This is a genomic window from Chitinophaga sp. (genome assembly GCF_036569185.1).
In the GTDB taxonomy this organism is placed as follows: domain Bacteria; phylum Bacteroidota; class Bacteroidia; order Chitinophagales; family Chitinophagaceae; genus Chitinophaga.
Map to the genome: position 1 here is coordinate 1 of NZ_DATCRD010000203.1, position 15,541 is coordinate 15,541.

Genomic DNA, 15,541 nt, shown 5'->3' on the forward strand with positions numbered 1-15,541 from the left:
TATAAAGGGAAAAAAACGTTCCTGAGAACCTACCAGGATCCTATTGTTTTCCCGGATGAAAAGCATGTTTCCGGTAGCCTTTTGCGTTTAGTGAATGATACAACGCCAACATTTAAATTTCTTACAGGGCATTATGAGCGCTCGCCCCTTAAGATAGGTGAACGGGAGTATGGCAACCATGCCGTGAATAAATCATCCAGGGCAGCGCTGATCAATATGGGATTGAATTTCGATACCATTCCGTTCATTAGCTCCGGCGCGTTTAAACCCGGGGATGTGCTGGTGATCTCCGATCCGAAAACGATATTGGATAAGGCTATTATTGACAGCGTTAAACAGTATATCGACAGGGGAGGAAACGCTATGTTCTATTCCGAACCGGGCAAACAGTTTATAATGAATCCCATTCTTAATCATATCGGGGTAAATGCAGATGAAGGCACCATTGTTCAGGTGAACCCACAGGATTTGCCGCATAAGTTTGCCGGGTTAATTTCAAAGAAGGGGACGGATATGGCTGATGAAGAACCCTTTTTCTATCTCAGGAATGGTATCCTCAATGCCTGCTACACCAGTATCGCCGGCGCCAGTGTATTAAGTTATTCTGATACCACAGGATTTAAGGTAGAGCAGATCACTACTTTACAGAACAATGAAAAAACCTGGGTGGAAAGAGGCGTGTTGGTAGTGGACTCCGCAGCGCCCGTTTTCAATGCCGCGGAAGGGGATTACAGGAAGGAAGCGCCATATGCGGTGGGTCTGCAGCTTACCCGGAAGATGGGCAGTAAATTGCAGAAGATCATTGTATCCAGCGATGCAGACATGATGTCGACGATCAGAGGTAACGGGAAGGACTATGGCAATGCGTTTTATAGTTATACGGTAGATAACAAATTCCCGGTTTATCACAATTTCAGGGTGCCTACGGATATATGGCTCACGATCAGAAAGGCCCCTGCCCAAACATTGAAGATGGTGCTTCAATATATTATACCCGCGCTAATCCTGGTGGCAGGTATTGTGATACTGATACGAAGGAAACGCAAATAATTGTTTTATAAAAAGTATAATTATGTATTTGCAGACAGATATGCAGACGATGGATGATCTGCGCTTGTTTTCGAAGGCAGACACACCCGGTATTTACGATATTTATAATCATTCGTTTACCCGTGGCGGGCAAACCATTATGGAAGCCATGTTCAGGAAACCACTGAACAACAGGGAAGCCATCATCAAACGGATCAATACCATTGCTGCTTTTGTGAAAATGAAAGCCACCTTTCCTTTCGATGGCGCTATGCTGGACCAGGCGGAAAAATACATCTCATTTGTTGATAATCCCGATGGCGGGGCAAAAGTGGCGCTCAGCGAAAAGGAAGTACAGAATGGGATTATTGCTGTAATAGATCTTTTCCATACGCTCAGGCAGTACCTGGAGTCCGTGGAAATGGCAAAAGTGAAAGAGTTGGAGGAAGAACGGCTGGCGGCTGTAGCGGTGTTGAATGATCCGGCTTTTATTCCCGTGTTTAATGAAAAACCGAATGCCAGGATCTCATTTGCCGCTGTTACGGCTTTTGATGTGTTGATCCGTAATAAGGAGAAACAGAAAGTGCTGCAACTACTGCATTTTATTTATCATATCGATGTGTATGTGTCGGTAGCGCAGGTGACCATTAAACATAACATGGTATTTCCTGTGGTGCACCCGAAAGGGACCGGTATTTTAAAAGTGGATGGTGTATATCATCCGCTTTTAAAAAACGCGGTTACCAACAATTTGCATATGACGCCTTCCTGTAACCTGGTTTTCCTTACGGGGGCCAATATGGCAGGTAAGTCCACCTTCCTGCGTTCCTTCAGTACCGCTGTTTACATTGCGCATATGGGTTTCCCGGTAGCTGCGGCCTCCATGGAGTTTTCAGTGATGGACGGTGTATATACAACGATCAACCTGCCTGATAACCTGGGCATCGGGGCCAGTCATTTCTACGCAGAAGTGTTGCGGGTGAAGAAAATAGGACAGGAGCTCAGTGAAGGAAAATCACTGTTCGTATTGTTTGATGAATTATTCCGGGGCACCAATGTGAAGGATGCACTGGAAGGAACCGTGGCAGTTTGTAACGCGTTTACCAACCGGAAGGACAGTAAGTTTATTATCTCCTCCCATATTATCGAGGCGGCAGACGAGTTGAGGAAAAAGGAAAGCGCCGCGTTTTATTTTCTTCCCACTGTGATGAGAGGTGCAATGCCTGAATACACATATACCCTGCAGGAAGGCGTTACCGACGATAAGCATGGTATGATCATTATCAACAACGAAGGTATACTCGATATTCTAAAGCAGGGAAACAAAGGTGGAAAAAGGTTAAATAAGCAATTATGAGTTTTAAAATAGATCGCCAATCAGTAGGGGAACTGAACCTCATGGGAAAATTCCGGCAGGGATCCGTATATTTTTTATTCAATAAAGTGAGAACGCGGATCGGGGAGAAACTGATGGATGAGATGTTTTCCCATCCGTTGAATGATGCTGCCGCTATTAACCGCCGGGTTGCCATTTTTGAGTTCTTTGAAGAGAAAAATATTGCATTTCCTTTTGACACAGACCAGGTTTCGCTGATGCGGGAATATATTGACACTGTTGCCGGAAAATCGCAATGGGCAGTAACGGTGGATCTGCATCTGCAAAAGTTGCTGGCGGGCCTCACGAAAGACGGCCGTTTCAAAAATACGCTGTTGCAGCTGCAGGCAACGATCGTAACCCTGAAGAAATGTTTTGGGCTGCTGGAGTTGCTGAAGCTGGAGAACAGTCCTTTGCAGGACCGTGTGGAAGCCTTGCTGGCCATCATGCATCAAAAAGATATCCGGAGGATCCTGGACAGCGATATTTATAAGCCAATGTCAACCCAAACGGTATCCGAATATGATTTCCTGTTACGCAACAGGCACAGTGAAGGCATGAAAGAGGTGTTGCGGTTCATTGCAGAAACAGATGTATACATCGCTGTGAGTAATGTATCGCGGGAGCGGTATTTTTGTTATGCCACGGCGGTGGAAAAAGACGAAAATGTATTCCACGCGCGGAATCTCAGGCATCCCTGTATTTCAAAAGCAGTGGGCAATGATATACATATGGAGGAGGGCAGTAATGTTATGTTCCTCACGGGGGCCAACATGGCAGGGAAATCTACCTGGATGAAATCTATAGGTATCGGTATGTACATGGCGCATATCGGGTTCCCGGTAGCTGCTTCCGAAATGGTGTTTTCCGTGCGGGAAGGCATCTTTTCCAGCATCAACGTAGCCGACAATATAGCCATGGGATACAGCCATTTCTATGCGGAAGTAGTAAGGGTAAAAGATGCTGCGCTGGCAGCGGCTACCGGCGAGCACCTGCTGCTCATGTTCGATGAATTGTTTAAAGGTACCAATGTGAAAGATGCCTTTGATGGTACCCTGGCAGTTACGAAAGGGTTCTCAGAATACAACAATTGCCTGTTTATCGTATCCACCCATATCATTGAAGTAGGGGAATCGCTGAAAGACCTGCCCAACGTGCAGTTCCGCTTTATGCCTACGGTATTGGAAGGAAATGTGCCCCGGTACACCTACACTTTACAGGAAGGCATTACGGGAGACCGGCAGGGGATGATGATCATCGAAAATGAAGGGATCATTGCGCTTATCAATAAAATGTAAACATTCACCTGTGCTGTTACGGCTATATGCCGGACTGATCATTATTCTTTAAAATCTCTAATTGCATGAAGCAAATATTTGCATCAGGGATAGTTATGTCCCTACTCTCCACCGCTGCTATGGCCCAGGTACAACCTTTTACCGGGTTTACCAGGCAGGATTTGAAAGATGATTTCAAGTACGCCGTTACACTCTTGAAGCAACAGCATCCGAATCCGTATAAATTTACTGACACGGTTACGTTTAACCGCAAAATGGATTCCCTGATGAACCGGTTGGATAAAGATCCATCGTTGTTAAGCGCTTTACGTTATTCCCCGGTACAGTTATTCAATGATGTGCATCTGAAACTGGATTATGATGAGGAGCGTGTGATAGATGTGTTTTATGGCATTAATCACTTCCCGTTGGCCATTACCACTTTTAAAGACAGGATCATTGTTAATGCCAAAGGCGAAACGATTCCCTTTGGTGCAGAGATACTGAGTATTAATAAAATGCCTGCAGCAAAACTGCTCAGCGAAATCGGCTACGCCACTTACAGCGATGGCTTTATCAGAACAGGCGCCGATCGCACCGGCACAAATCTTGGTCTGTTCATCAGTCTCATATTCCCCGAGGCCACCAGCTATGAAGTGGTATACAAAGCGTACGGCGCTAAAAATCCAGCTACTGTGCAGTTGCAGGCAGTAGATGCAAAAACCGGTTACCATAACCGGAGCCTGGGAGAGCTGCCCTTTAATACTTTTCTGAAACGGGCTTATGTAACGAAGGAATACCTGGATAAAGAATCTACCGCTATTCTGACCGTGCTTACATTTATGCTACAGGAGAATGCTATGTATAAAGAGCTGAGCGATTTTTTTGCGGAAGTAAAGAAGCGAAATATCAGCAATGTTATTATAGATATCCGGTCCAACGGCGGAGGCAACCCGAATATGTCTGCCCTGCTGTATTCCTTTGTGGCGTTACACCCATTCGATAATGTGTTTAATTACCGCACAAAGAACATAGAGATGCATGATCCCCAGCACCTGTTGAATGGTTATGGCGCTAAAATGGAAGAAACGGAAGTAAAGCAGACCGGTGACTTCCTGAAACAACGGTTCGATTACGATAGCGCGTCAGGGTTTTACTATGGCAATGCAAGGTTGACAGAGGGTTCCATTTCCAACTACCCGCCCGATAAGAATAATTTTAAGGGCAATGTATATGTATTGATCAGCGGCGGCACGGTAAGCGCGGCCACCTACTTTGCTGCACTGGTGAAGAATAACAAACGTGGCGTGCTGATAGGCGCCGAAACCGGTAGCGGTGAAGCATCTACTACAGCCGCATGGTTCAATACCTATATGCTGCCTAAAACAAAGAGCAGGTTAACCGTTCCGATGAGCGAAGTGTACTTTATGAAGGCTAAGCAGGATAACGGAAGAGGCTGTGTGCCCGACAAAGAACTGACCTTTGACGCATTTCAGCAATATATACATGCCGGCAAAGATCCGGAGATTCAATATACATTGGATATGATCCGGGGAAAATTGGCGGAGCCAGGCGCTAAAACCACGTTATAGATAGCAAAATTTCCGGGCAGGATATTGAACCTGCCCGGAAGGATTCTATCATACAGGCAGGTCATAACTGCGCAGCTCACCCTCACCGGTGGTTAGCAACAGCTTATCATGCACAATCATTACATTGATAATATTACTGCTGTAATCAAAGATGTAATCCGGGTTGGTAGTAGGATTTCCATCCAGGTTATATGCCGTAAATTCAATGCCTTCCGGCATTACCTCTGCCCTGCAACGTAAATTCTTCCTGTCAAGCAATAACAGTCTTCCAAACTGGGAAACTACCAGGATGTTATTTTCATCTACAAAGAATACACTGTAGTTAATATTATCCGGTTCCGCGGCAGGGAAATCTTTACTGCCATCGAAAATGGCCTCCTGGTCCTGTTCTGCTATTCTCACAATTTCAGGATAGGAATAGACGGCTAACGGTTCGTCGTCGTGAGGAGCCATAATAAACTCTTTCCCGGACGGCGCAAAGTTGCCCATGATCATATCCCCGCACCCGGGAAGTGTAGTCCGGGAGATGACGCCATTGTTTAGCTGTAACTGCATCAGGATGGATTTCTCCTGGCCGGCAGCCGCTTCCAGCAGGATCGTACCATCTGGCGTAGCATGAAAGGCATAGGTGTATTGCTGGCTTTCCAGCAGTGGGTGAGAAGCCAGCACTTTAAAAGTAGCTGCATCCATTACCTGCAACTCGTCTGGTTTATTTTCATCACCAGGCAGTACGTACCAGATCGTTTTATTATCCCGGGAGAAATAACAGGCGGCGCCCAGGAACCAGCCCCAGGAGCCATGTTCCACGGTATGTAATACTTTGGCGCCTTCCGCGTCGAGAATGCGAACGTCTGTTATGCCTGCAATGGCAATGAGGCGGCCATCGGTGGAGGCCGATAGCCTGCTGCTTACATAGTTCGTATTCCGGCCCTGGATAATTTTCTCCCAAACAATTTCAAGATTGGCATTGAGCTTTGTAATCAGCGGCTGACTTGCAAAGTTCATCAGGATCTCTCCATCCGGTAATGGCACTACGTTTACAGGGTTCGCAGTAAATGTCAGTTTGTTCTTTAATGGCAGATTTATATGTAAAAATTGACTCATATTTTTTGTTTGTACCGTCGCAAAGGTAATGCACAAACAGCTTTTCCGGCAACAGGTATCTGTATGGAAAATTGATAACGTAAAATATAAATGGTATAATAGTGAGACGTGGAGCCCACTGATCATGTAACCTGATTTTATATATCCCGGCTCAAAAATAATCTTCCCCGATACCTTTTTTACCGGAAACTATGAAGAATAGAACTTTTTATTAACTTTAGGAAGCAGACGATTGTCATGATAACTTTTATCTCTCTTTGTTACTAACACCTATGATCTGTTTATAATATCTTTATACACAGTAATACACTTTGATGGGTAGCTCAGCAATATACAAAAATGATCCCGGGCTGGTTGATCGGCTGAAACAGGGTGATGAATCTGCATTTACGGAATTATATGATCAATATCACCGGGCTATCTATTTTTATATACTTGATTATGTTAAAGCTCCACAAATAGCGGAGGACCTGGTACATGAAGTATTCATGAAGATCTGGGAAATACGGGAACAGCTCACCATTACCGCTTCTTTTTCCGGTTATATATACAGGATGTGCCATAATAAAGCCATTGATGCTTTGCAGCATATTGCAAAAGACGAAAAACTCCGCCAGGAAGTGTTGCAATGGCTGGAACCGCAGCTGCAGGAAAAGGACCAGCAGCTTAAAGAGCACCGCGTTGTTTATTACGAGCGTATTTACCAGGAAGCTATCTCTGCGCTTTCGCCGCAGCGCCGGAGGGTTTTTTTGCTTTGCCGGGAACAGGGTAAAAGCTACGAGGAGGCGGCAGCAGAACTTGGTATAACGCGCAATACCGTAAAAGAACACATGGGAGAAGCCCTCCATTTTCTCCGTAATTACCTGTTAAAAAAGGGAGAACTGGCATTTGTAATGATCATTCTCGGAAAAATTCTCTGATTTTTTTTCTTTCTCACCCCCCCTATGTAACCCTTTTTCAGTCTTATGAATGTGAAAGCGCCGGAAAGGTGATGCTTTATATCCGTATGAACACAAGAAAGGGATGTTATGCAATCTGATTCAGGACAAATAGAACAACTTTTACAACGTTATCTCCGCGATGAGCTGAGCAGGGAGGAGGTGCAGGAATTGCTGGATTATATCCTTCAACATCCCGCGCTGGCAGGAGAATTACTGGATAGGGACCGTAGTGAAGTTGTCCCGGAAAAATTCCTGAACCCTCCGGCATTACCTACAGCTGCCAGCAAAAGAATGTATGAACGACTGATTACCGTAATCAGGAACGGAGGCATCAATACGGAAGAAGAAACAACGCAGGTACGTCGTATGGCTCCCCGTTGGCGCTGGATAGCCGCCGCTGTTGTAGCACTGATAACAATTACCGCTGCTTATTTCTGGCAATCCGGGAAAGGAAAACAAAAACAGCAAATTGCACATGCCACCATTATAAAAGATGCATTACCTGGTAAAACCGGCGCTGTGCTTACCCTGGCCGATGGCAGCCATGTGGTGTTGGATAGCGCCGGCAACCAGCAGATTGTACAACAGGGAAATGTGCAGATAACTAACCAGCATGGACAGTTGACATATAGCTCCAACCATAAGAGCGCAGGGGAATCAGATTTTAATATATTAACCACCCCTGCAGCGAGACAATATAAATTAGTATTGCCGGATGGGTCTAAAGTGTGGCTGAATGCAGGATCCTCTATCCGTTATCCTGTCACATTTAAAAGCAAAATCAGGGAAGTGGAAATTAACGGAGAAGTATATTTTGAAGTGGCGCATAACGCCACTAAACCTTTCAGGGTTAAAACCGGTAACATTATAATTGAAGATATAGGAACTGCTTTCAACATAAATGCCTACGGCGATGAACCTGTTGTAAAAACAACGCTGGTGGAAGGCAGTATCCGGTTGCATGCAGGAAGTAATAATAAAATACTCCGGCCGGGTATGCAGGGTTCCGTACAGCAGGGTGGTAGCAGCATCGCAGTAAATAATGTAGATGTAGATGAGATCATCGCCTGGAAGGAAGGACTGTTCAATTTCAATAACCTGGATATAGAAACAGTAATGCGGCAGATAGGCAGATGGTACAATATGCAAATAATTTATGAGGGTAGAAAACCGGAAGGGCAATTCTCCGGTATTATTGATAGGAATACCAACCTGGCTTTTATATTAAAGAGTCTTGAATACAGCGGTATGCGCTTTAAAGTAGAAACAAGTACAGATCCGGCACAAATGGGTAAGATCACTGTGCTGAAATAAACAACCAAAATATACCGGTCTGAAAAAGCGAAAAGCACTCGTAGTTTTTTGCATGGGAGAAGTATGCAGATACAACAGCTCCGTCCACCGGTTTAACACCATGTAGAGTTATGCAACCAAAGGCTTATTGTAACGTCTGTTTTCCGGCATTACGGATAACCATTTTATTCATCATCGCATTATTGGCAGCCGGCAGTAAAAGCGCTGCCCAGCATGTAACGATCAGCAGGAGCAATGTTCCCCTGGAAATAGTGTTCAAAGAGATAAGGAAACAAACAGGGTACAGTTTTATTTACAGGAACGAATGGATACAAAAACTGGGGAAGATATCTATAGACGTGAAAGATGTGCCGCTATCGCAGGTAATGGATATATGCCTGGAAGGTAGGCCGTTTACTTACAATATTGAAAACAGGATCATTACTATTTACCCATTGGCGGAGAAAAAAGCTGCTGATGTTCCGAAAGAAATACTGCTTGTTACAGAAGATTCGCTGATATATGGGAGTGTAAACAATACAGCGGGTATACCATTAATTGGAGTGAGCGTTACAAATATTTCGTACAAAGGGTCACAAAAAATAGTAACCGTGAGCGGAGCGGACGGGAGTTTCGGGATAGAAGGAAAAAAGGGAGATAAACTGCAGTTTACAATTATTGGTTTCGGAAAAACGGAAGTAAAATATACCGGTAACCAGAAAATGATCATCACAATGAAAGAAGAAGCCCTGGACCTCAATACAGTGGAGATCAGCAACCAGGACTTCTCCCATAAAAGAATACCCTGGACGGATACAATAGATATGAAGTTCCGTAGTCATCTGAACCTGGGACAGGTATTGCAGGGAACCATACCAGGGCTCACACTGCAGAATTCCAGTCAAACACAAACTACGTTGTCGTCGGTAGACTGGGGCAATGGCGGCACCTTGTATGGGAAGCAGGTTTCATCATTGGCCGAGTTACGGAGGAAATATAACGCAGATCTTAACGATGGTAGTTTGCCCCCCAATACCAGTTTTGAAGCATATTTGAACAGCATCGCTGCACAGGGCATTAAACTCAATTATACCACATCTGTTAACAGTAATGGCCTGATACCACAGTTAAGGGGCGTTAGTGGTTTTGCCGGCAATACTTCCGGTATGTTGATAGTAATAGATGGTTTTCCACAGGATGGCTTCCCGGCAGATTATCCTATGACGAACGTAGAATCGGTAAAGGTGATCAAAGATCCTGAAACGTTGACTAAATGGGGACCAAAAGCTGCAGGCGGGGTAATATTGATTACCAGTAAACGTGGAGAAGCAGGCAAACTGCGGTGGGGCTATAATACAAACTTTTACTACGCTCCCAGTCCCCGGTTTAATCACAACAGGCAACGGCTGGCTACTGCAGCTGATATATTGGACTATTTAAAGGATGCCTCCGATTCGGGATTTATTTCCACCGGCGCCGATCCTTCGGGAAGATTTATGTTCAATCAATCCCCCGCGGAACTGTTATTGTACAAGCTGAACTCGGGTACAATTTCAGCCGGTAGTTTTAATGCACAATGGGATTCATTGGGAAGGCTATCTAATGAACAACAGCTAAGCTTACTGCAACAGGATATTGTTAACCAGAACCAGATGATTACAGTGTCTGGTGGAAATATGGCCTGGCGTTTTAACGCAGCCGGTATTTATAACTCCAACCGTACGAATGCGCTTAATAATTATAACCGCACTATTGGGTTAAATATGTTTAACAATTTCCTGCTGTTTAACAGTAGGCTCAATGCCACCTGGAATATCAAAATAAACAGCAGCCGGGCCAGGCAGGGCACAAGCCTGGATCCTGGCGCTTTACAACCTTACCAGCTTTTGCTTAACTCAGCCGGAGGATATGTGTATGATTATTCAAAATTTAACCCCGAAGCTAATACTGTGCTGGTAGATGCCGGCTATAACGATTATGGGGTGAATCTTTTGCAGGATGCCCGGCTGAATAGCAATATCCGGAAGTCGTTTGATGCTGAATCCCAGTTAAATGTAGACTGGGAGCTATTCCCGGGTTTGAAGTGGTCCGGTTCTTTCCAGTATATTCTTTCCAATAGTAATACAGAAGATTACAAGGATGCAAACAGCAGCCAGGCACGACAGTTGGTGGACGAATATGCGACCCCCATTTTTAATACTGGTGCGGGCGACCCGGACCGGGTACTGACAGGGCTTAACTTTTATGTACCTAAAGGAGGGATCTTCAGTAACTCGTATTCCAGAGAAAGGAACTGGAATGTGCGTTCCGGCCTGCTCTATAGCAAAAAAACAGGTAGGCACGACCTCAATTTATCATTGGGGGGAAGCGGCGCATCTACCACAAGTAAAATACCCGCTTATTCCAGCATGTATGGTTATAATCCGCAAACCGGTAAGGGGCAACCGGTGCTGTTACCCTTTGATCCGTTGGCCAGTGTTGGCAATTACCTCCAGTTACGTGGAGTGTACGGAGTGTATGGCGACAACGATCCTAATGTACTTTTTCCGGTGGCTACTTCCAATTTTCCCTATATGCTACTCACGCCCAGCCAGGAGAATATGATGACTCAGCGCCAGGTCGGCTGGAATGGAAGACTTAAATACAGTTTCAATGATACATATATCCTGAAAGGTAATTATAATGCGGTATTCAATCCCAGTTATGGATACAATCCGCCTTACAGTATTCTTGCCAACTATAATGGAGAGGTAATCTGGCGGCTATACAGGCATTTTTCTTCCCGTATTCCAAAATGGATGAGCGACCTGCAGGTTTCGGCAGGACTAACAGGCGTGGAAATACCCAGCCTGCCTACGGAGATCAGTGCGACGCGCACCTTGCAAACTACATGGAATAACTATGGAATATGGGTAGGGAGTTACAACCTGGCCCAGCAAACAGGACAGCGGGCACGTAATACTTATGAAAAATTGACTATAGGAATGGCAGCTAATAGCCTGGTACTGGACATCGTTCATACTGCTTTCAATATTAAAGGAAATGAAAAGTCTGCCAGCGCCAACATTACCAATAATTATTTCGGCGCCAATGTAAAGGCAAACTTTAGAAGAGGGTTGTTGATTTTTATTGGCAACTATGGCCGTTCGCCGGAAGGTCATCCACAAACGAATATGCAGGCGGGTTACAATATATCCGGGGAAACTTATTTTCATGCCAATGCGATCAGCACGCTCAAGGCAGATTTTATCTTACAGCAAATCAGTCCCTACCAGGCAATGGGCCGGATGATGGAAACTAATACGCCCAGTGAAGATGGCGCCTATAGTATGGCGATCAATAATAGTTTCGGGTTACTGCCTCCCGAAACAAACAATATGGAGGCGCATACCAGTATAGGTTTCCTGAGCGATAAATACCTGCTTGATCTTCGCTATTACAATAAGGTAATCAGTGGTCTGAACAATAATATACCGGTGCCTACTGATCCTTCTACAGGATTGAGCGCCCAGGTTTCTTACAGCGAAATTGTGAGCAGGGGAATAGAGCTATACCTGGTTATAAAAGCAGTGGAGCGACAGCAGTTCAGGTATGTGATCACACTGAATGGCGCCTATAATAAAAATATTGCACGGAGTGTGCCTGTAGTAAATTTTTCTCAATCACCTGCTTACCTGGTGGCCTATCGTAATGGTTACAGCACCGAAGGCCTTTGGAGTTACCGCTGGGCCGGACTGGATAATAAAGGCAATCCGCAGATATATGACGACAAAGGACAGAGAACTGCCACGCCTGATAGCGCTACACTTACATCGGCTCTGGTATACAGTGGCGTAACCAGGGCGCCCTGGAATGGTGGATTAATCCAGGAATGGAATTTCGGGAACTTTTTTGCAAGAGCGTCGCTGGCATTCAAGCTGGGATATGTAATGAGGCAATACCTTCCGGCTCCTTCAGGAATACCCGATAACAGTAGCCTGATCCGCAACCGTTGGAGGAACGCGGGAGATGAACTGCATACCGATATTGCCGCTATGGCCAATACAAATGCGGCAAGCACCAGGACATTCATTATCCAGAATTCCACCAACAGTATTATGCCGGCAGATAATATACGCCTGCAGGAAGTACAGATAGGCTGGCAGGCGCCAAAAACACTGCTGAAAAGTTTCTTCCTGAAAGATCTTATGATATCGATCCAGGCGCAGAACCTGGTGGTGTGGAAACGTAATAAGCTGCATGTGGACCCTGAAATAGTGTCCAGCGGAGGACAGATCGGGTTGCCTGTATCCAAACAGTATTCCTTTAGTGTAAACATGAATTTCTGATGAAAAGATTGAAAGAGATGCGAACAGTAACTCCCTGGTTATGGTGTATATTGATAGTTGCAGCAGGATTGACAATTTCTTCCTGTGTAAAAAATAAAAACTTCCTGGAACCATACCGGTTTATTGCATATGTAGATCCGGTTAATACAGTGCAGGGATATAATATTTTGCAGAGCGACATGCTGGTGTTGCGCGACCGTATTTTACCCGGGATTGATATGGCATTTGTCGCAAAACTTTTTGCCGCCAGTGATAAAGATGTGCAACTGGTTGCTACGATAGACACCAGCCTGATACCTGTTTACGACCGGCTTACCCAGGCTGCCAGCCAGTCGCCCCCGCTGCCGGCAGGCGCATTTGGTTTCGCCAGGGCTGCCGTTACCATAGCGGCGGGGGCTTTAAGTTCCGGTGATTCCATAAAACTGGTACTTGTAGACCCCTCCCGGTTGAATCTGACGGATTTAATTACTACGTACACCATACCAGTACGGCTTAATACCAATCTGCCAGGCAGCCTGCCGGCGGAAGATACGCTGAGGCAAACCATATTTTTCCGGGTTTCGTTTAAAAAGGTATTTTCATCCATTCCCGGGCAAGGCGACAGTGTACAATATATACAGTTGATAAAACAATCTGATGGCACACTGCTGCAAAACGCAACCGGGTTTGACGCCAGCCTGAGCACCGCCGGAACTATTCCATTACTGATAAACATAGCGCCGCAGCCATCACTTGTTCCGCGTTTTAATGCAGCCAACAACACCTCGTATACCGCATGGCCATCTACATTTTTTAGTATAGCAAAAAGCACCGTTACCATTCTCCCGGGAAATACCGGACCAGGAGCCGATAGCTTCAGGATCCTGTTTCCGGGCATGCCCGCAGCCGGGGCTTACCTGCTGCCGCTGCAGTTGAAAGATGAAGGGACAGTTGTACCCGGTACAAACCGAACGGTATATGTGGCGGCAGAAACAGTTCCGGAGATCATATATGCACGTACTAACTGGCGTATAGTGGCAGTAACCGCAGATAATGACCAAACAGTTAACAATGTACTGGATGGACGATATAATACCTACTGGTATAGTTCATTGCCTGAAGGGACGGCGGGGCCTCCACAGGGATTTACCGTGGATATGGGGCAGGTAAATCTGCTGAAAGGGATCATGCTCAGGTATGACCCGGCCGCTGAAAGGTGGCAACCCGCTGAAGCGAAAGTTTATACCAGCATGGATAATCAAACCTGGGATACAGGGCAAACAATAATTATTCCTAGCGCTGTAAGGCCGGAAAAGAACCTGATGATTTACCTGCACACTGCTGTATCCGGACGGTATATAAAATTTGTGGTTACGGCTGTGCAAGGCACATCACCGGTAGGCGTAACTGTTACTGAATTTGGTGCATTTTAATGGCTTTACATGTTATCTGCGGAAAAAGAAACAATATGAAATTACATACCATATTTAACCAGGTAATAAAAACCAGCCTCCTTTTCCTGCTGCTTACAGGATGCAGGAAATTTCTGGATGTGCGGCCGGGCACCAATACGGTGAATCCTTCTACCATCAGTGATTTTGAAGAGATGTTGAATAACGACTCTAACGCAATGTGCAATTTTATCCTTGCCGATATAATGACAGATGATGTGCAGATGAGCGATGCAATGCTTGCAGCAGACCAATCGTCTTACTATGCTCATGCTTATTTATGGGCTGCAGGTATCTGGAACCCAGGTGACTTTGATCTCATGTACAATAACGCTTACACGCGCATACTGCAAATGAATATCATATTGGAAAAAATTGAAGGAACAGATGGGGAAATGCGGAGGAAAAGCATTATACGTGCCCAGGCGCAGATCAATCGTGCATGGTATTACCTGCAGCTTGCTAACCTCTATGGGCCGGACTACCGTTCGGCGACAATGACCACAGACCTGGCAGTGCCGCTGGTACTGGCGCCCAATGCAAATGAGCTACCCTCCAGGGCTACGGTGCAAAAGGTATATGACCAGGTTTTAAATGATTTGAAAGCAGCAGTGGCCAGTTCTGATCTGCCTGATAAAGGGCAAACAATTGTGCATCCCGGTAAATCAGCGGGATATGCTTTGCTCGCCAGGGTTTATTTGTATATGGGTAATTATGTACAGGCGGAAATGTATGCGGATAGCACATTACAGCTTAATCATTTGATCTCGGATTATAACAATGGTAATGTGCATCCTGCGAGCCTGGCAGACCTTTCAAAAAATCCGGAGGTATTGCTCGGCAGGTTAAGCCCTGATTATTCTTTTTATTCTAAATACAGAACAGGTTTCTTTATCAGTGCTTCATTAAAAAATTTACTGGATAGCAATGATAACCGGCTTATCGGGAATTTTTCCGGTAACGGCAGTTTAAACCCCAATGCAACTTTTAACGGGCAGGTATTTAATTACAGTGTAACTGTGCCGGAAGTACTGCTGATAAAAGCCGAATGCCTGGCAAGAAGAAATGATGCTGCGGGTGCATTGAACCTGATAAACCAATTGCGGCAAAAACGGCTGATCAATTACACCCCGCTTGATCCGGGTACGGACGCGCTGGTAGCTGTATTGCAG

Annotated in this window: 10 protein-coding genes; 9 read left to right on the top strand and 1 reads right to left on the bottom strand. The window is 45.3% G+C overall.

Features of this window, described 5'->3' with window-relative positions:
- The 4 genes from VIM72_RS15430 to VIM72_RS15445 all read left to right on the top strand — a co-directional run.
- Positions 1 to 1,050: Gldg family protein (locus tag VIM72_RS15430; RefSeq protein WP_332003722.1), on the top strand; the 1,050-nt coding region annotated here is incomplete at its 5' end.
- A 22-nt stretch (positions 1,051 to 1,072) separates the two neighbouring features.
- The gene (locus tag VIM72_RS15435; protein WP_332003723.1) at positions 1,073 to 2,386 is read left to right on the top strand and encodes a MutS-related protein; all 1,314 of its coding nucleotides are present in this window, start codon (positions 1,073 to 1,075) and stop codon (positions 2,384 to 2,386) included.
- Positions 2,383 to 3,702 (top strand): MutS-related protein, encoded by a 1,320-nt coding sequence (locus tag VIM72_RS15440; RefSeq protein WP_332003724.1) that lies wholly within the window; start codon positions 2,383 to 2,385, stop codon positions 3,700 to 3,702. The genes VIM72_RS15435 and VIM72_RS15440 overlap by 4 nt, the downstream gene beginning before the upstream one ends.
- Positions 3,703 to 3,767: 65 nt before the next feature.
- Complete coding sequence (locus VIM72_RS15445) at positions 3,768 to 5,273, top strand: S41 family peptidase (RefSeq protein ID WP_332003725.1); 1,506 nt, start codon at positions 3,768 to 3,770, stop codon at positions 5,271 to 5,273.
- 48 nt (positions 5,274 to 5,321) lie between these two features.
- Here VIM72_RS15445 and VIM72_RS15450 read toward each other — a convergent pair whose 3' ends face one another.
- Entirely contained in the window at positions 5,322 to 6,377 is a 1,056-nt protein-coding gene (locus tag VIM72_RS15450; protein WP_332003726.1) for a hypothetical protein, read from the bottom strand.
- Positions 6,378 to 6,691: 314 nt separating this feature from the next.
- On the opposite strand from VIM72_RS15450, the gene VIM72_RS15455 reads away from it, so the two are divergent.
- From VIM72_RS15455 to VIM72_RS15475, 5 genes are all read left to right on the top strand, one after another.
- Positions 6,692 to 7,297, top strand: coding sequence for an RNA polymerase sigma-70 factor (locus VIM72_RS15455; protein WP_332003727.1), 606 nt, complete (start codon positions 6,692 to 6,694; stop codon positions 7,295 to 7,297).
- A gap of 108 nt (positions 7,298 to 7,405) precedes the next feature.
- Positions 7,406 to 8,632, top strand: coding sequence for a FecR domain-containing protein (locus tag VIM72_RS15460; protein ID WP_332003728.1), 1,227 nt, complete (start codon positions 7,406 to 7,408; stop codon positions 8,630 to 8,632).
- Between the two features lie 110 nt (positions 8,633 to 8,742).
- Positions 8,743 to 12,939, top strand: a complete 4,197-nt coding sequence (locus VIM72_RS15465) for a SusC/RagA family TonB-linked outer membrane protein (protein ID WP_332003729.1) — start codon at positions 8,743 to 8,745, stop codon at positions 12,937 to 12,939.
- Positions 12,939 to 14,351 carry a BT_3987 domain-containing protein gene (locus tag VIM72_RS15470; RefSeq protein WP_332003730.1) on the top strand — a complete coding sequence of 471 codons (1,413 nt, stop codon included), beginning with the start codon at positions 12,939 to 12,941 and terminating at the stop codon, positions 14,349 to 14,351. The genes VIM72_RS15465 and VIM72_RS15470 overlap by 1 nt, the downstream gene beginning before the upstream one ends.
- Positions 14,352 to 14,386: 35 nt before the next feature.
- Positions 14,387 to 15,541: RagB/SusD family nutrient uptake outer membrane protein (locus VIM72_RS15475; RefSeq protein ID WP_332003731.1), on the top strand; the 1,155-nt coding region annotated here is incomplete at its 3' end.

Excerpts from the sequence above, each read along its gene's own strand:
- VIM72_RS15445 (WP_332003725.1), top strand. The coding sequence starts at position 3,768 with ATGAAGCAAATATTTGCATCAGGGATAGTTATGTCCCTACTCTCCACC.
- VIM72_RS15465 (WP_332003729.1), top strand. The coding sequence starts at position 8,743 with ATGCAACCAAAGGCTTATTGTAACGTCTGTTTTCCGGCATTACGGATA.
- VIM72_RS15470 (WP_332003730.1), top strand. The coding sequence starts at position 12,939 with ATGAAAAGATTGAAAGAGATGCGAACAGTAACTCCCTGGTTATGGTGT.
- VIM72_RS15440 (WP_332003724.1), top strand. The coding sequence starts at position 2,383 with ATGAGTTTTAAAATAGATCGCCAATCAGTAGGGGAACTGAACCTCATG.
- VIM72_RS15450 (WP_332003726.1), bottom strand. The coding sequence starts at position 6,377 with ATGAGTCAATTTTTACATATAAATCTGCCATTAAAGAACAAACTGACA.
- VIM72_RS15455 (WP_332003727.1), top strand. The coding sequence starts at position 6,692 with ATGGGTAGCTCAGCAATATACAAAAATGATCCCGGGCTGGTTGATCGG.
- VIM72_RS15460 (WP_332003728.1), top strand. The coding sequence starts at position 7,406 with ATGCAATCTGATTCAGGACAAATAGAACAACTTTTACAACGTTATCTC.
- VIM72_RS15435 (WP_332003723.1), top strand. The coding sequence starts at position 1,073 with ATGTATTTGCAGACAGATATGCAGACGATGGATGATCTGCGCTTGTTT.